General features: G+C 54.7%; 13 protein-coding genes and 1 tRNA gene. 4 read left to right on the plus strand and 10 right to left on the minus strand.

Annotated features, from left to right (window positions below):
- Positions 1-13: 13 nt before the first annotated feature.
- From ACLTX1_RS06660 to ACLTX1_RS06675, 4 genes are all read right to left on the minus strand, one after another.
- A complete protein-coding gene (locus tag ACLTX1_RS06660; RefSeq protein ID WP_308448193.1) occupies positions 14-916 on the minus strand; it encodes a ComEC/Rec2 family competence protein in 903 nt (300 codons plus the stop codon).
- Positions 909-3,803, minus strand: coding sequence for a DNA translocase FtsK (locus ACLTX1_RS06665; protein WP_308448192.1), 2,895 nt, complete (start codon positions 3,801-3,803; stop codon positions 909-911). Before ACLTX1_RS06665 ends, ACLTX1_RS06660 begins: the two co-directional genes overlap by 8 nt.
- Before the next feature lie 29 nt (positions 3,804-3,832).
- A complete protein-coding gene (locus ACLTX1_RS06670) occupies positions 3,833-4,774 on the minus strand; it encodes an undecaprenyl-diphosphate phosphatase (protein WP_308448191.1) in 942 nt (313 codons plus the stop codon).
- A 98-nt stretch (positions 4,775-4,872) separates the two neighbouring features.
- Positions 4,873-5,640 carry a ClpP family protease gene (locus ACLTX1_RS06675; protein ID WP_373367761.1) on the minus strand — a complete coding sequence of 256 codons (768 nt, stop codon included), beginning with the start codon at positions 5,638-5,640 and terminating at the stop codon, positions 4,873-4,875.
- A 328-nt stretch (positions 5,641-5,968) separates the two neighbouring features.
- On the opposite strand from ACLTX1_RS06675, the gene ACLTX1_RS06680 reads away from it, so the two are divergent.
- The 3 genes from ACLTX1_RS06680 (at position 5,969) to ACLTX1_RS06690 (ending at position 8,139) form a co-directional block, all read left to right on the plus strand.
- The gene (locus tag ACLTX1_RS06680; protein WP_308448190.1) at positions 5,969-7,189 is read left to right on the plus strand and encodes an NADP-dependent isocitrate dehydrogenase; all 1,221 of its coding nucleotides are present in this window, start codon (positions 5,969-5,971) and stop codon (positions 7,187-7,189) included.
- A 137-nt stretch (positions 7,190-7,326) separates the two neighbouring features.
- Positions 7,327-7,971 carry a redox-sensing transcriptional repressor Rex gene (locus ACLTX1_RS06685; RefSeq protein WP_176821283.1) on the plus strand — a complete coding sequence of 215 codons (645 nt, stop codon included), beginning with the start codon at positions 7,327-7,329 and terminating at the stop codon, positions 7,969-7,971.
- A gap of 81 nt (positions 7,972-8,052) precedes the next feature.
- Positions 8,053-8,139 (plus strand) — tRNA-Leu (locus ACLTX1_RS06690).
- A gap of 264 nt (positions 8,140-8,403) precedes the next feature.
- Here the strand turns inward: ACLTX1_RS06690 and ACLTX1_RS06695 are convergent.
- Complete coding sequence (locus ACLTX1_RS06695; protein WP_316686094.1) at positions 8,404-9,816, minus strand: PLP-dependent aminotransferase family protein; 1,413 nt, start codon at positions 9,814-9,816, stop codon at positions 8,404-8,406.
- Between the two features lie 99 nt (positions 9,817-9,915).
- Between ACLTX1_RS06695 and ACLTX1_RS06700 the strand changes: the two genes are divergently transcribed.
- Positions 9,916-10,404, plus strand: coding sequence for an HD domain-containing protein (locus tag ACLTX1_RS06700; protein ID WP_412330652.1), 489 nt, complete (start codon positions 9,916-9,918; stop codon positions 10,402-10,404).
- Positions 10,405-10,453: 49 nt separating this feature from the next.
- Here ACLTX1_RS06700 and ACLTX1_RS06705 read toward each other — a convergent pair whose 3' ends face one another.
- The 5 genes from ACLTX1_RS06705 to ACLTX1_RS06725 form a co-directional block, all read right to left on the minus strand.
- Positions 10,454-11,692, minus strand: a complete 1,239-nt coding sequence (locus ACLTX1_RS06705; RefSeq protein ID WP_412330653.1) for a hypothetical protein — start codon at positions 11,690-11,692, stop codon at positions 10,454-10,456.
- Positions 11,676-12,371 carry an L-ribulose-5-phosphate 4-epimerase gene (araD, locus tag ACLTX1_RS06710; RefSeq protein WP_308448186.1) on the minus strand — a complete coding sequence of 232 codons (696 nt, stop codon included), beginning with the start codon at positions 12,369-12,371 and terminating at the stop codon, positions 11,676-11,678. The genes ACLTX1_RS06705 and araD overlap by 17 nt, the downstream gene beginning before the upstream one ends.
- A gap of 22 nt (positions 12,372-12,393) precedes the next feature.
- Positions 12,394-13,680 (minus strand): glycoside hydrolase family 27 protein, encoded by a 1,287-nt coding sequence (locus ACLTX1_RS06715; RefSeq protein WP_308448185.1) that lies wholly within the window; start codon positions 13,678-13,680, stop codon positions 12,394-12,396.
- A gap of 115 nt (positions 13,681-13,795) precedes the next feature.
- The gene (locus ACLTX1_RS06720) at positions 13,796-14,980 is read right to left on the minus strand and encodes an LL-diaminopimelate aminotransferase (protein ID WP_308448184.1); all 1,185 of its coding nucleotides are present in this window, start codon (positions 14,978-14,980) and stop codon (positions 13,796-13,798) included.
- 56 nt (positions 14,981-15,036) lie between these two features.
- Positions 15,037-16,167 (minus strand): CTP synthase (locus ACLTX1_RS06725; RefSeq protein ID WP_412330654.1); only part of this gene is annotated, 1,131 nt, incomplete at its 5' end.

Below are 16,167 nucleotides of genomic sequence, written 5' to 3' on the forward strand. Positions count from 1 at the left end.
ATATAACAGCGGGTTATTTCCCGTTTTCCGTGTAAATTTTCGTTTCAGCGCTGTCCGTCAAAATCGCAATACCGCCGTTTTCGTCCGTGCGGAAAATTTCAATGCCGTGGTCGGCGAGCCGTTTCAGCGTCTCGTTTCGCGGCAGCAAATTTCTGTCTTCGCCCGAGGAGATTACCGCATACTGCGGCTGCACAGCTTCAAGCAATGCATCGCTTGTCGCCGAAGCGCTGCCGTGGTGCGGCACCTTCAAAACATCCGCCCGCAGCGTGTCGCCATACATATCCAGCAGCAGTCTTTCCGCTTTCTCCTCAATATCACCGCAGAATAGCACGGAAAATTTCTTGTAGCAAAGCTTATACACAAGCGAATTCTCATTCGTGCTCTCTAAATCTTCTGAAGGCGCGAGCACCCGAAATTCCGCCTCGCCGTAAGAGACCGTCTCCCCGGCGCTTACCGTTCGCACGGTTTGATCTTCCGGCAGCCCGGTCAGCTCCGTGTACATGGAGGTGACCACCTCCTCTGCGGGCACCTCCCACAAAATTTGCGTCAGCCCGCCCACGTGGTCGCTGTCCGCGTGCGAGATCCACACGGCGCGCAGCTTTTGAATGTTTCGCTGTTTTAAAACGCGCAGCACGGTTTTCGCCTGCTCCGCTGTCGCGCAGTCCGAAAGCACTGCGCCCTCCGGCGTTTCGATTAAGATTGCATCCGCCTTGCCCACGTCGATGACATAAACCGTCAAATCGGCATCGGGCAAGCTCTGTGCAAACGGCAGCAGGCCGCATGCGCGGCGGAGCTCCGTCCACATCGCCCGTCCGGGCGGCGTGTAACAGAACGCCAAAAGAAGCAAAACAAGTACCAAAGCGCCTGTGCGCACAAGCTTTCTGCCGTCCCGTGCACCGCGCTTTGTGTTACGCATCACCGGGGGTATCCTGCTTTTGCATGTTCATTTCCAGCCACTGCGCATAGGTGATGAGTACTTGGCGCGGCTTCGAGCCCTCGTGCGGGCCCACAATACCCATCTGCTCCATCTCATCGATGAGACGGCCCGCGCGGGCGTAGCCGAGACGCAGTCTGCGCTGCAAAAGCGACGTGGAGGCCTGGCCCGCTTCAACAACGCACTTAATGGCTTCGTTCATCATCGGGTCACCGCTGCCCTCATCGTCATTGCTGCCGCTGTCGCTCGATTTTGAGCCCTCCACAGCGCTGCGCTCAATCTCCTGCGCAATGGAGTCGTCGTAAATAACGCTTCTCGAATTCTTCACGAAATCCACGACGGATTCGATCTCGCTGTCGCTGACAAAGCAGCCCTGAATACGCAGCGGCTTCTGTGCGCCGACCGGCGAGAACAGCATATCGCCCTGACCGAGCAGCTTTTCCGCACCGCCGCTGTCCAAAATGGTGCGGGAGTCAATGGCAGAGGACACCGCAAACGCGATACGACTCGGGATGTTCGCCTTGATGAGGCCCGTCACAACGTCCACGGACGGGCGCTGCGTTGCGACCACAAGGTGCATGCCGGCGGCACGCGCCATCTGCGCCAAGCGGCAGATCGCGTCTTCCACCTCGTTCGGCGCGGCCATCATCAGGTCGGAAAGCTCGTCGATGATGATGACGATCTGCGGCATTTTGTGCATGGGCTGTCCGTTTTCGTCCTGATAATTGTTCGCCTGCGCGAGGGCGTTGTAGCCCTTTAAGTCGCGCACGTTGTTTTCGGCAAAAATTTTGTAGCGCTTCAGCATTTCCGTAACGGCCCAGTTCAGCGCACCGGCTGCCTTTCGCGGGTCGGTGACGACCGGCACCAATAGGTGTGGAATGCCGTTATAAATGCCGAGCTCCACGACCTTCGGGTCAATCATCAAAAAGCGCACATCGTCCGGGCCGGATTTATACAGCAGGCTCACGATAAGCGAGTTGATGCACACGGATTTACCGGAGCCGGTCGTACCGGCAATGAGGATATGCGGCATTTTGCTGAGGTCTGCCACCGTTACCTGACCGGCAATGTCGCGGCCAAGCGCCACGGTCAAGTGGCTTTTTGAGGTCACAAAGCTGTTCGATTCCACAAGCTCGCGCATGCGTACGATGGTCTTCACCTTGTTCGGCACCTCAATGCCGACGGCCGCCTTGCCCGGGATCGGCGCCTCAATGCGCACGCCCGTCGCGGCAAGGTTCATTGCAAGGTCATCGGCGAGGTTCGTGATCTTGCTGATTTTCACACCGGCGGCAGGCTGCAATTCATAGCGCGTAACAGCCGGGCCGCGGCAAATATCGAGAATTTTGGTCTGCACACCGAAGCTTTTCAGTGTTTCCACAAGCAGCTTGCCGTTTGTCTGGAGCTCTTCGGTCTCCACGGCGGCATCTACTTTTTTGCCGGAAGCGAGCATCGTAACCGGTGGGAAGATATATGAGCTGTCTTCCTCCTTCGGTGCAGATTGCGCAAGCTGGGTCTCCATGCGTTCTGCTTCCAACTTCTTTTTCATGAATTCTTCCGTCGCCTTCTGCGCGTCCGCGGCAGCTTCCGCGCTGTGCGCGGGCGTCACCGGGGACGACCCCGGCACAAGGATTGTCGGTGTGGCCGGCTGTGGCGCAGGCTGTGCATACGCACTCTGCTGCACAGGTGCAGGCTCCGGCTTTGCCGTCTGCATAACGGGCGGCATGATCACCGGCGCTTCCACCGTTTCGCGTTCCACCGGCACGTGGGTCTCCGGCGTTTCAGCGGGCTGCGGCGCGGGGCGCACTTCCGCCTGCACCGGCGGCGTATAGGTCGGCTGCACATTTTGCGCAGGCTGTGCTTCACGCTCTAAGCCGGGCACGCGGAAATCCGGCACACGGCGATTTTCGTCGATCAATGCGTTGATCTGTGCAGAGCTTTCGGTGTAATCGTGCAGCACTACGGGGTCGTTATCCGGCTCCGTGCGGCGCACACCGAAAAGCTGCTCCAAATACACACGCGGCGTCTTTCCTTTGTTTTTCGATTCCATTTTACCATCCTCCGGGACAGAGCGCACCGGATGCTGCGGCAAAACCGTTTCAAACGGCGATTCCTCCGCATTACCGCGCTCCTCTTCCAGAATGCGGCGCTCTTCCTTGCGCTGCCGCGCGACGTCGCGAATGACGACCGCCGGCTTTGCAATTTTTTTAAAAAAGCTCGCGAGCGACGTGCCCGTAAAGATGAGCACGGAGACGAACAGCAGCACGCCCGTGATGATGCGTGCGCCAAGCACTTCCGCGCACTTGACGAGCAGCTCGCCGACAAGGCCGCCGACAAGACCGGCCCCGCCCTGCTCTACGCCATGCATATATAAGATGCCGACCAGCTTAAAAAAACTCTTTTCCTTCGGGAAAAAGCTGCCAAACACATGCCCCGCCGTGCAAAACAGCACGACAATCACGACCATGAGCGCCAAGCGCCCGCCGCGCAGCATGGTGGTCTGCTCCATCGTTTTGCTGACGGCGATATACCCCATCAGCACCGCAAGCAGAATAGCCCAGCCGCCGAACACGCCGCGCAGCACGTTGTGCACCATAAGCCACACGCTGCCTCCCGGAATGAGTACAAAGCACGCCGTTAAAATAGCCGCACCGAACCAGAGGATAGCTTCTGTCTGGTTGCGCTGGCGCAGCTGCTCTACGCTGGACGCGCTCTGTTTTGAAGACGTGCTCTTCCCTTTTGCGGAAGACGCACGCGATTTTGTATTGGACTTAGAACCCGAGCTCCGGGTGTTTTTGGCAGCCGATGACTTCGCACCGCTTCTTGCTTTGGAAGCACTGCCCTTTGCTGTACTTTGTTTTTTACCCGCCAAAATAAACCTCCGGATTATAAATCACCGGATCAAAGCGGCATGCCGGTGAAAAGATTTGTGCCCGTGACCGCTTCGATAACGGAAACGATGAGCGTTATAACGCCGAGCACCAGCGTATAATAAGCGAAAACCTGTAATTTGTTCGTGGTGACAATCCACTTGAGCAGCTTGATGGCGAGGAAGCCGACAACAGCCGCCGTAACAACGCCTGCAATCATCGCACCGACGCCAATGTCGACCGGCTGACCGATTGCATCTTTAATGGTAAGCACAGCTGCCGCCAAAATGGACGGGATGCCGAGCACGAAGGAATAATCGAGCGCTGCCTGCTGATTGATGCCGCGCAGAAGACCTGCCGCCATGGTGGAGCCGGAACGGGAAAGGCCCGGGAACACCGCCGCCGCGCACTGCGTGACACCGACGCAAATGGCGTCTGCCGTGTGGAACTTTGTGCGGCCGCGAATCTCGCCGACTTTACCATCCTTACGCGTAAAGTGATGTACCTTTGCACCCTTGGAAGCACGGATACCGAGGAACAGCAGGGCACTTGTCATGAGGAGCGCAAAGCCCTCGATCCAAATCGTCGAATCCGAAGCCCACAGCTCCGAAATATCTTTTAACTTCATGCCCGTGCCCGGAACCGGCAGGAACAAAAGGAACAGCGGGATAAGGCCGATCATGAGCATCATCAAAAGTCTGCGGTCATGATCCATTTCTTTCCACTTGAATTTGCCGCGGAATACGTCTGCAACGAGCGAAATAAACGCCTTAATGAGCCGCCAGATGAGCTTATAATAGACGGCACATACGGCGATGAGCGTGCCGAGGTGCAAAAGAATATCAAACAGCAAGCTGTCTACCTTTACACCCATGATGTGCTGTGCAAGCGACAAGTGACCGCTGCTTGAGACGGGCAGAAACTCTGTTGCGCCCTGTACAATACCTTGAATGATTGCTTCAAAAATAGACATTATGTAATCTCCTTTTCTGCGGATAATTTGGCTTTGTTCGGTTTTATCGGTATAATTATACGATAAATAAAAAGTTATGTAAACGGCAAATGCCGTTTTTAGAGTGATTTCTTGCCTTTTCTGGGCTTTGCACGCTGCTTATTCTTCTCTGCGGCAATCATTTTGTCGAGGCAATCCATGGCATCGTGCAGGCTGCCGAGCGTATCAATAAGCCCCTCTGCCACGGCTTCATCGCCGTCCAGCACCGTCCCCACGTCCATGACGAGCTCCTGCGTATTCATGGCGAGCTGCATAAAGCGCTCATAGGAAATGCCGGAATTTGCCGTGACGAAATTCGTAATGCGGTCCTGCATGCGCTGGAAATACTCCAGCGTCTGCGGCACGCCAAGCATTAGGCCGCTCATGCGCACCGGGTGAATGGTCATGGATGCCGAGGGCGCGATGAACGAGTGCTTTGCCGCCACTGCAAGCGGCACGCCGATGGAATGTCCGCCGCCGAGAACGAGTGACACCGTGGGTTTGCGCATGCCGGCGACAAGCTCTGCAATGGCAAGACCGGCCTCCACGTCGCCGCCGACCGTGTTTAAAATCATGAGCAGACCGTCGATGTTCGGGTCCTCCTCCACGGAGACGATCTGCGGGATCACGTGCTCGTACTTCGTCGTTTTGTTCTGCGATGGTGCGACGTAATGCCCTTCAATCTGTCCGATGACGGTGAGGCACTGGATGGTGTGCTTTCGGTTTTTGGTAACGACCGCGCCGCCCTCGCGGATCTGCTTCTGACGGTCGGAAAGGTCTTCGTTTTCTTCTTCGGCTTCGTCCGTTTCCTGCATGGAAAAAGACGAGCGTTTCTTTGTGCTTTTCATGCCGCAGCGCTCCTTTTGAATTAAGATGCGCTTAGTTTTCACAGAAAATGCGGAATCATACGCGGCACAAACTTTCACGTATATCAGTATAGCACGCTTTTACGCATCCTGCAAGGGCAAAGCGCAAACATGTCCGCCGATGTCCTGTAAATACATAGTATGCACGTTTTGCAGGGTTTAACTGTATTTCCTGCAATTTCATGCAGTTTATTCACAATTTACGATTGACTTTTCTCGCGAAATATCCGATAATGATAGAAACAGCGTCACATTCTCCCCCCGTGACACAGAGCTTCGCGGTACAGCCGCAGAAAGGTAAGGCTTTGAAATGTCCGATTTTACAAAGATCCCCATGAAAACGCCGCTTGTGGAAATGGACGGCGACGAGATGACCCGCATCATCTGGAAAATGATCAAAGATATTTTGCTGACCCCCTATGTTGACCTGAAAACGGAGTATTATGACCTTGGTCTGGAGCACCGCGAGGCGACGAAAGATCAGGTTACGATTGATTCCGCCGAGGCAACGAAAAAATACGGTGTGGCTGTAAAGTGTGCGACCATTACGCCAAACGCCGCGCGTGTGAAGGAGTACAACCTCACAGAGATGTGGAAATCTCCGAACGGTACCATCCGTGCCATTTTGGACGGCACGGTGTTCCGCACGCCGATTTTGCTGAAGGGCATCACGCCGTACATTCCGACGTGGACAAAGCCGATTACCATTGCGCGTCACGCGTACGGCGATCTGTATAAGAACGTCGAGATGCGCGTGCCGGAAAATGCAAAGGCTGAGCTTGTTGTGACAAAAGCGGACGGCACTGAGGAGCGCGTGACCATCCACGAATTCAAAACGCCGGGTGTGATTCAAGGTTTACATAATATTGATAAGAGCATTGAGAGCTTTGCACGCTCCTGCTTTAATTACGCGCTGAGCATGAAGCAGGACCTGTGGTTTGCGGCAAAAGACACGATTTCGAAGACCTACGACCACCGCTTTAAGGATATTTTCCAGGAAATTTACGACGCGGAATATAAAGAGAAGTTTGAAAAAGTCGGCATTGAATACTTCTACACGCTGATCGACGACGCCATTGCGCGCGTGATTCGCAGTGAAGGCGGCTACATTTGGGCCTGCAAAAACTACGACGGCGACGTGATGAGCGACATGATCGCGACGGCGTACGGCAGTCTTGCCATGATGACCTCCGTGCTCGTCTCCCCGGACGGCGTTTACGAGTATGAAGCCGCGCACGGCACGGTACAGCGCCACTACTACAAATATTTGAAGGGCGAAACAACCTCCACAAACTCCGTCGCAACATTGTTTGCGTGGACGGGCGCGCTGCGTAAGCGCGGCGCGCTGGACGACCTGCCGGAGCTGAGCGCCTTTGCGGACAAGCTTGAAAAGGCAACTTTGCAGACGATTGAAGAGGACGGCATCATGACCGGCGACCTTGCGGCGATGTCTACCCTGCCGAATGCAAAGAAAGTGGACACCGAGGGCTTCCTCCTCGCGATCCGCGATCGTTTGGAGCAACTTCTGTAACCCGACATGGATTTGAAAAGCGTGGGCGGCCACCCTCCTTTTTAGGGTCTGGCCGCCCGTTTTTCTTTTCTTATTTATAAAAAACACTTGCACAGGTCTTTATGATGTGCTAAAATTTTGTCAAACGAGGTGATGATATGCAGAAGAAACCGTATATTTCCATGCCGGTCATTCGGCGTCTGCCGCGCTACTACCGCTTTTTGCGGCACTTGGACAAGCGCGGAGTGACGCGTATTTCCTCTAAGGAGCTTTCCGAAAAAATGGGTTTCACGGCTTCGCAGGTGCGCCAGGATTTCAACTGCTTCGGCGGCTACGGCCAGCAGGGCTACGGCTACGGCGTGCACCAACTTTGCGAGGAGATTGGCTCTATTTTGGGTGTGGACCGTGCACACAAGTGCATTTTAATCGGTGCAGGCAATTTGGGCAAGGCCATTGCGACGCACATTTCTTATAATTTCGCGGGGTTTGATCTCATCGGTATTTTTGACAACAGCGAACAGGTCGTGGGCCAGCAGATTGCCGACCTACGCGTACTCCCCGCTGCGGGCATCCGCCGCTTCTGCTCGGAAAACGCGCCCTTGATGGCGATTTTGTGCGTGCCGGACAGTGCCGTGAAATCGGTCGTGGAGCTGCTTTATGACATCGGCATCAAGAGCTACTGGAATTTCAGCCACTACGATATTGCCCTGCGCTATCCGGACACGATCGTGGAAAACGTGCATCTGAACGACAGCATGATGACGCTGTGCTACCGCGTGACCGAAAACGAAAAAAGTTCTTAAAAGTCAAAAAATAGCTGTTGACAATTCAGCTGCATCATGCTATAATAATTGAGCCGTCAAACGAGACGGCAAAAAGAATATGCAGGTATGGCGGAATTGGCAGACGCGTATGGTTCAGGTCCATATGAATGCAAGTTCATGCAGGTTCAAGTCCTGTTACCTGCACCAAAAAGACCATTGTCGAATGACAATGGTCTTTTTTCAACGAAATTCGCCTTACGGCGAGTAAACTAACAACCTTCGGTTATCGTGAAATTACTTCGCAGTGAGCTGTGCTGCGCGCGTTAAGAGCGAAATTCCTTTCACTTTCTGCATACGCGGAAAACTTCACAAATACGGTAGCACTCCTTTCATATTTTGCAAAGCGAAATATATCACTAACCCCACCGCCCATAAAGACAAAATCTTGTCTTTGCGGGCGGCGGGGTTTTATCATCTCTCTCCCATCACCGCAGCCGTAACGGCTTTAGCTAAGCGGTTAACGGCTTCGGTGATGCAGGCGTCGGGAATTTCGGAGTAGCTGATGACGAATGCGGTCTGCGGGTTTACGGGCGCTGTATGGTAATACGCCGAAAGCCCGGTGACGCGCACGCCGTTTTCCGCCGCGCGGCGGGTGATCTTTTCGGCGGGCACAGGTCCGCAGACACGCAGGAGAAAATGCAGACCGGCATCTTCGGCATCAATTTTTGCAAGCTTTAACAAACCGCAGCGCTTCATCTCTTTTAAGATGAGGTCTTTTTTTTGCTTATAACGGATGCGCATGCGGTTGATGTGCTTTTCAAAATAGCCCTCGGAAATGAATTTTGCGAGCGTGTACTGCTCGAGGTTCGAGACCGTGCACGCGTAGAACCCAAGATTTTTGTAAAATGCTTCGGCGAGCGCCGTGGGCAGCACCATGTAGCTGATGCGGATGGTGCTGGCAAGGCTTTTTGAAAACGTATTCATGTAAATGACGCGGTCGGCGGAATCGATGCTTTGCAGCGCCGGGATAGGCTTGCCGGTGAGGCGGAACTCGGAATCGTAATCGTCCTCGATGATATAACGGTTTTCGCTCTGCGCGGCCCAATCGAGAAGCGTGTAACGCCGTGCGATGGGCGTAACGATGCCCGTCGGGAAGTGGTGCGACGGCGAAATGTGCAGAATATCCGCGCCGCTTTTTTCGAGCGCTTTGGGGTCTATCCCCTCTTTATCCATCGGCGTGAAACGGTACTGCACGCCGTAGCTCTCGTACACCTGCGCAATTTTGCGGTAGCCGGGATCTTCGAGCGCGTAGACCTTATCGAACCCCAAAAGCTGGATGAGAAGCCCGTAGAGGTACTCCGTTCCGGCGCCGACGACGATGCAGTTCGGGTCGGCATCGATGCCGCGAAACTCCCTAAGGTGCTCGGCGATGGCGCACCTTAGCTCGAACACGCCGCCGCACGGGGCGTTTACCATAAGCTCGGCGCTTTTTTCCGAGATGATCTCGCGCATGAGCTTCGCCCATGTGGCAAACGGGAAATTCTGCGGGTCGGTGCGGCTGCTGGAAAAATCCGCAAAATATTTCGGCGGTACGGGCATTTGTGTCCGGGGACTCTCTTTTTTCTGCGGCGCGGTGCTTTTTTCCAGATTGGCGGCGAAGAAGCCTTTTTTCGGCAAGGCGTAGACGTACCCCTCCGAGACAAGCTGCGCATAGGCGTTTTCGACTGTGATGACGCTGACGCCGAGGTTTTCCGCAAAGCTGCGCTTAGAGGGCAATTTTGTGCCGGGCGTGATCTTGCCCGTCAGAATGTCCTCACGGATGCACTTATACAGGTACATATAAAGGCTTTCGGAGCCGATTTTTGAGAAAGAATAGGTGAGCATGTAGGTTCTCCGTGATCTGTCGCGTTTTAATTTAGTATAGCGGACTCTTGCACAAATGTCAAAGCCATGGTATGATGACCTAGAAACGGAGGGAATTGCATGCTGAACGAAGCGAAGCTTTTATATGACGCGCTCCTGTATGAGAACGGGCACCTGCGCCGCACACAGCACATTTTAAAGGTATACGGCCTTGCGAAAATGCTGGGTGAGTTGGAAAATCTTCCCACCCACGAGCAGGAAAATCTGCGCGCGGCGGCGATTTTGCACGATATCGCGATCAAATTTTGCAAGGAAAAGTACGATGACGGCTGCCCCGCGAATCAGCGCAAGGAAGCACCTGCGTTGGCGCGAAAATTTCTGACGGCTTGTGGCTACGCGGAAGAAGATCTGCCACGCATCACCAAGATGATTGTTCTGCACCACTGCTACGACAAGATCGACGGCAAGGATCTGCAGCTTCTCGTTGAAGCCGACCTCATTGCGGGCTGCACGGAAGAAGATGATCCTTCTGCCCACGCAAAAGCCGTGCGGCGACTGTTTAAATCCTCTTCGGGTCTCGCCCTGCTCGACACGTTTATAAAAGAATAACGAATATAATTTGACCCGCCGAGGCGTATATTCCCCGGCGGGTCTTGCTTTATGGTTCGTTCGGTGCGGCGCACGGCGACCAGTTTAGGTCTGCGTTTGCCACGCGGCAATAGCGTGTAGTTTGTGCATAGCCGCCGTCTCCTGCGCAGTCACTGCCGTCTTTGTTTACAGCCGAGACCCAATAGTGTTCGCCGTCAAAGTACCATTCGCGCAGTGTAAGTGCTTCGTTTTGCAGCGGGACTGTGCCCTTTTCCCAGCCGTTTTGGGTGGAAAAGCGGTAGGCAATGTCGCCGAACGCAAACAGAAATCCGTCTGCTTTTGCGGTATAACTCGGCACAAAACTGGCTGTGCTTTGCTCGAAATCGGCGACTTCAGTGCAGGTCTCGCCGTCAATTTTCGCGAGTACACTGTAAATCGGTTTTTCGCCTGCGTCTTCGCCGAAATCGTATCCGTAAAAATACAGGTAGTCACCCTGCACAGCGAAGCTGATGTTCGTGTTCTCCCAGTTTGCGGTATCAGGATTTTGCAAGCACGCAGACAGATCGGCAATATTTAGAAGCGTACCGCTTTCCTCATAGATGTGAACCGACAACTGCGATGGGGTTTCCGCGGACTGCATGAGCACAGAAAACCCGTGCGCGTTTGCGTCTGCAGCAAGACCGAGCACTTTACATGCGCCATTTTGTGCATTGTAAACAGTGTTCACCTCGGCGGTTTTGGGGTCGAGAAGCAAAATTTGCCTGCCTTTTTGGAGGAGCAAATGCTCTCCGTAGGCGCAGAGCGTTAAGCCAATGCCAGTCGTTGTATCGGTTACGCGGTAGTTTTCGGTGCCGATTCGCTGCATGATTTTTGCATTCAAATCGAAGTCGTAAAGCGCGAGTTCGGCGTCTTTATCGGGCATATTCCACCAGTTGCCAAGCGGAATCATGCGGTAAACGTGGCTGCCGATGACCGCTTCTGCGCTGTCGGTCGGCTCATAGTACATGCGGTTCAACGTGCCAAGCAGCGTTTCTTCGCCGGTTTTTAAGTCTTTGCAATAGTACGAAACACGCGTCACGTCGCCATTGTCGTTCCGCGCACGGCGGTCAAACAGGAGCATGTCGCCGACAGGCGTAATGCCGCACGAGGACGAAAATTGCCCTGTTTCATGCCCCGCGGCGGTATAGAGAATCGTCTGCGTTTCGGCTTCCGTCACCGGCTTTGGCGGCTGCGCACAGCCGGAAAGAAGCAGGCAAAGCGAAAGCGTGAGCGCAGCAAAAGCCTTGCGCTCTTTATTTCCCCTGCCCATAATACGCGTTTGCGCCGTGCTTGCGCAGGTAGTGCTTATCAAGAAGCTCCTGCTGCATGGGCGGGATTGTGGGGTCAAGCACGAGGTTGTGCCATGCCATGAACGCGAGCTCCTCGAGGACGACGGCGTTATGCACGGCGTTCATGGGGTCTGTACCCCATGTGAACGGGCCATGGCTGTGGACGAGCACGGCGGGGATGTCGTCCGGGGACTTATCCTTAAACGTCTCGATGATGACGGTGCCGGTCTCCTTTTCATAAGCGCCGCCGATCTCCTCAGGCGTCATTTTGCGCGTGCAGGGAATTTCGCCGTAGAAATAATCGCCGTGTGTGGTGCCGAGCGCCGGGATGCCGCGGCCGGACTGGCTGAACACGGTCGCCCAGCGGCTATGCGTGTGGACAACGCCGCCGATGTTCGGGAATGCCTTGTAGAGCTCAACATGTGTGGGCGTATCGGACGATGGATTAAGGTCGCCCTCCACCTTTTTGCCTGTGTTCACATCGACGAGCACCATGTCCTCGGGGCGCAGAAGGTCGTACTCCACGCCGCTCGGCTTAATGGCCATGATACCGCTTTCGCGGTCGATGCCGCTGACGTTACCCCACGTGAACGTGATGAGCTTGTATTTCGGCAGCAGCATATTTGCCTTGTAGACTTCTTCTTTCAGTTTTTCCAGCATGATGTTCTCCTCCTGTATCCGGTCAAATGAGTTTATAAAGCTTTGCGCCGTGCGGCTCTATTTTAGCGGAAAGCGTTTTTGTGAATGCGGTCTTCTCCCCACTCCAGATCTCCTCTGCGTGCGTTTTATCGGTGAATTCCGACAGCTCGGCGCTGACAACGGCGCGGTTTTCCGTGAGGTTGAAAAGTGCGATATACGGCGTGCTGCCTACGAAATTGAGCCACGCGGCTTTTGTTTCGTCGCGGAAAAGCTGCAAAGGCGTGGTGCCGTTTTGGTTGAGGTTTAAAAGCTCGTCATTTGCGAGCAGGCTCAGCGTGAACGCGTCATTATCGCGCATTTCGCCGCCCATGATGAGCGGCGAGCGGAAAATGCCCCACAGCGTCATCATGGTGATCTGCTCGGCGTGTGTCAGGTTCGTATTGTGCCCTATGCCGTCCGCCGCGATGGTGATATGCCCGAGCGGCAGCATATCGCAGTCCGGGAACTGACCGGGCTTTACGTGCGCCTGCCAGCGCTCGCACCGCCAGAACATTTCTTTGAGGGAGTCCCAATTATCCCAGAAATCGTCCGTGATGCGCCACATGTTCGCGTTTTTCGCAAGATGCCATGCTTCTTCCAGTACAGCCGGACCGGGCGAAAGGCTGAGCACCATATCGCGCCCGCAGCGGTCAATGGCGCGGCGGATCATCTCGATCTCGCGGCGCGCGGAATACGGCTCGAGCGGAGTGATCTTCACGTTGCAGATGTCATCGACCTTGACGTAATCGACGCCCCATGAAGCGTAGAGCTCAAAGATAGCGTCGTAGTACGCTTGTGCGCCGTCACGATCAGCGTCAACGCCGTACATATCGGTGTTCCACGCGCAGATGGAGTTTGCGTGAGCGATGTCGCGGCAAGTGACGTTCGTGTCCTTTACAGGCAGGGCGCGATGCACGGCGAGACGCGGTACGCCGCGCATGATGTGGATGCCGAATTTCAGACCGAGTGCGTGAATCTGGTCGGCGATGGGCTTAAAGCCCGCGCCGTTTGCAGCGGAAGGGAAACGGTTTTCCGCCGGGATGAGGCGGCCGAATCCGTCCATGCACAGCTCTGCGAAACGGTTATACTCCCAGTGGCGCTGCCCGGCCTCCGGCTGCTCGTACCACTGAATGTCGCACACGACATACTGCCAACCGTGCGCTTTTAAGTGCTCTGCCATATAACGCGCATTGCCCAAAAGCTGTACTTCATTGACGGCGGGGCCGTAGCAATCCCAGCTGTTCCAGCCAAGCGGCGGCTTTAAAGCGACGCGATCTTTTTTGTAATGCATAGTGTATCCTCCGTAGGAAATAAGCTCAGTTTCATTATAGCAACTTGTCTGCACAAGTCAAGAGCAAAAAAGAGACTGCGCAGGTTTTGCACAGTCCCCTTTGCCTTCGTTTGAATTACTTTTTAAGCAGCTTTTTGAGGCGCTCCATGGCTTCCTGTGTCTTTTCCAGCGTACCGAACGCGGTAAGGCGGAAGAAGCCTTCGCCGTTTTTGCCGAAGCCGCTGCCCGGCGTGCCGACGACCTCGGCTTCGTTCAAGAGATAATCGAAGAACTCCCAGGAGGTCATGCCGTCCGGCACCTTATGCCAGATGTACGGGGAGTTTTCGCCGCCGGTGAACCACACGCCCATCTCCTTGAACGCATCGACCATGACCTTGGCGTTCGCACGGTAGTAGTTGATGACGTCCTTCACCTGCTGCTGGCCTTCGTCCGTGAAGACGGCCTCGGCGGCGCGCTGGGTGATGTAGTTGACGCCGTTGAACTTTGTGGCCTGACGGCGCGCCCACAGCGTATTGACCTTGGTGCCGTCCGAAACAAGCTCATCGCAGATAACGGTATAGCCGCAGCGCACACCGGTGAAGCCTGCGGTCTTCGAGAACGAGCAGAACTCGATGGCGCACTTTTTCGCGCCCTCAATCTCGAAAATGCTGTGCGGGAGATCGTCATGCGTGATGAACGACTCATATGCGGCATCAAACAGGATGACCGCGTTGTTTTTGAGCGCGTAATCGACCCACGCTTTGAGCTGTGCTCTGTTATACACGGCGCCGGTGGGGTTATTCGGCGAGCAGAGATAGATAATGTCGGCCTTGACGTTTTCATCCGGCATACCGAGGAAGCCGTTCTGCTCGTTTGCGTCGAGGTAGATCACCTTTCTGCCGGACATGACGTTCGTATCGACATACACGGGATAGACCGGGTCCGGGATGAGGACGGTGTTATCGTCTGCGAAGATATCGACGATATTGCCGACGTCGCTCTTTGCGCCGTCGCCGACGAAAATTTCACTGAGCTTTAACGCCACGCCGCGCTTTGCGTAATAGCCTTGAATGGCTTCACGCAGGAAATCATAGCCCTGATCCGGCGAATAGCCGTGGAATGTCTCCTTGTGTGCCATTTCATCCGTTGCTTTGTGCATGGCTTCGATGACGGCCGGAACGAGCGGCTGAGTGACATCGCCGATGCCCATGCGGATGATGTGGTTATCCGGATGCGCCTCTGTATAGGCGGCGACTTTCTTTGCAATGGTCAGAAACAAATAGCTTTCCTGAAGGTTTGCGTAGTTTTGGTTGAGTTTCATGCCGGTTTCTTCCCTTCTTTTTATACTTGGACCTTTTTTATTTTCATTACCGTCTCTTATGCGTTCTTTTCCCTCTTATTGAGTGATGCGCCGACAAAGCCGAGGAATAACGGATGCGCCTTATTCGGGCGGGACTTGAATTCCGGGTGGAACTGCACGCCGATGCAGAAGTCGTTCTGCGGCACTTCCACGGTCTCAACGATCCTGCCGTCCGGCGAGGTGCCGCTGATGACCATGCCTGCTTTTGTGAGCGTCTCTCTGTAATCGTTATTGAACTCATAGCGGTGGCGGTGGCGTTCATCAATATGGGAAACGCCATAGCAGCGCGCCATTTGCGTGCCCTCCGCGATCTCGCACGGGTAGCTGCCGAGGCGCAGTGTGCCGCCCATATTGATGGTGCTGGACTGGTCCGGCATGAAATCGATAACCTTATTGAGGCCGTACTCGTCGAATTCACCGGAGTTTGCATCCGCGATGCCGCACACGTGGCGGGCATACTCGATGACGGCAATCTGCATACCGAGGCAAATGCCGAGGTACGGGACATTGCTCTCTCTTGCGTACTGTGCGGCATAGATCATACCCTCGATACCGCGGTTGCCGAAGCCGCCCGGCACAAGGATACCATCGCAGCCCTTGAGCATTTCGGCAGCGTTTTCCTGCGTGATGAGCTCGGAATCGATCCAATTGATTTCGACCTTCGTGCCGTGCTCATAGCCGGCATGGTTGAGTGCTTCGACGACGGAAAGGTATGCGTCATGCAGTTTGATATATTTGCCGACAAGGCCGATGGTGACGGTCTTTTTGCGGCTGCGGATCTTCTCTACCATGCGGCTCCACTCGGCCATATCCGGCTCTTTTGTCTTGAGGTTCAGCTCGCGGCAGACAACGCTGGAGAAATTGTTTTTCTCCAGCATAATCGGTGCTTCGTACAGCACCGGGATCGTCATGTTTTCAATAACACAGTCCGGCTTTACGTTGCAGAACAGGGCAATCTTGTGGAAAATGCTCGGATCGATCGGCTCATCGCAGCGCAGGACAATGATGTCCGGGGAGATGCCCATACCCTGCATTTCTTTTACAGAGTGCTGGGTCGGTTTCGACTTATGCTCGCCGGAGCTTTTGAGGTACGGCACAAGTGTGACGTGAATGAAAAGGGAGTTTTCCTTACCGACCTCGAGCGAAAC

Origin of the sequence: Hominenteromicrobium sp., from assembly GCF_046974225.1 — a bacterium.
In the GTDB taxonomy this organism is placed as follows: Bacteria; Bacillota; Clostridia; order Oscillospirales; family Acutalibacteraceae; genus Hominenteromicrobium; species Hominenteromicrobium mulieris.

What these genes read in the sequence shown, in the direction of transcription:
- ACLTX1_RS06700 (WP_412330652.1), top strand. Translation starts at nt 9,916, where the DNA reads ATGCTGAACGAAGCGAAGCTTTTATATGACGCGCTCCTGTATGAGAAC.
- ACLTX1_RS06705 (WP_412330653.1), bottom strand. Translation starts at nt 11,692, where the DNA reads ATGGGCAGGGGAAATAAAGAGCGCAAGGCTTTTGCTGCGCTCACGCTT.
- araD (WP_308448186.1), bottom strand. Translation starts at nt 12,371, where the DNA reads ATGCTGGAAAAACTGAAAGAAGAAGTCTACAAGGCAAATATGCTGCTG.
- ACLTX1_RS06695 (WP_316686094.1), bottom strand. Translation starts at nt 9,816, where the DNA reads ATGCTCACCTATTCTTTCTCAAAAATCGGCTCCGAAAGCCTTTATATG.
- ACLTX1_RS06715 (WP_308448185.1), bottom strand. Translation starts at nt 13,680, where the DNA reads ATGCATTACAAAAAAGATCGCGTCGCTTTAAAGCCGCCGCTTGGCTGG.
- ACLTX1_RS06675 (WP_373367761.1), bottom strand. Translation starts at nt 5,640, where the DNA reads ATGAAAAGCACAAAGAAACGCTCGTCTTTTTCCATGCAGGAAACGGAC.
- ACLTX1_RS06720 (WP_308448184.1), bottom strand. Translation starts at nt 14,980, where the DNA reads ATGAAACTCAACCAAAACTACGCAAACCTTCAGGAAAGCTATTTGTTT.
- ACLTX1_RS06680 (WP_308448190.1), top strand. Translation starts at nt 5,969, where the DNA reads ATGTCCGATTTTACAAAGATCCCCATGAAAACGCCGCTTGTGGAAATG.
- ACLTX1_RS06660 (WP_308448193.1), bottom strand. Translation starts at nt 916, where the DNA reads ATGCGTAACACAAAGCGCGGTGCACGGGACGGCAGAAAGCTTGTGCGC.
- ACLTX1_RS06670 (WP_308448191.1), bottom strand. Translation starts at nt 4,774, where the DNA reads ATGTCTATTTTTGAAGCAATCATTCAAGGTATTGTACAGGGCGCAACA.
- ACLTX1_RS06685 (WP_176821283.1), top strand. Translation starts at nt 7,327, where the DNA reads ATGCAGAAGAAACCGTATATTTCCATGCCGGTCATTCGGCGTCTGCCG.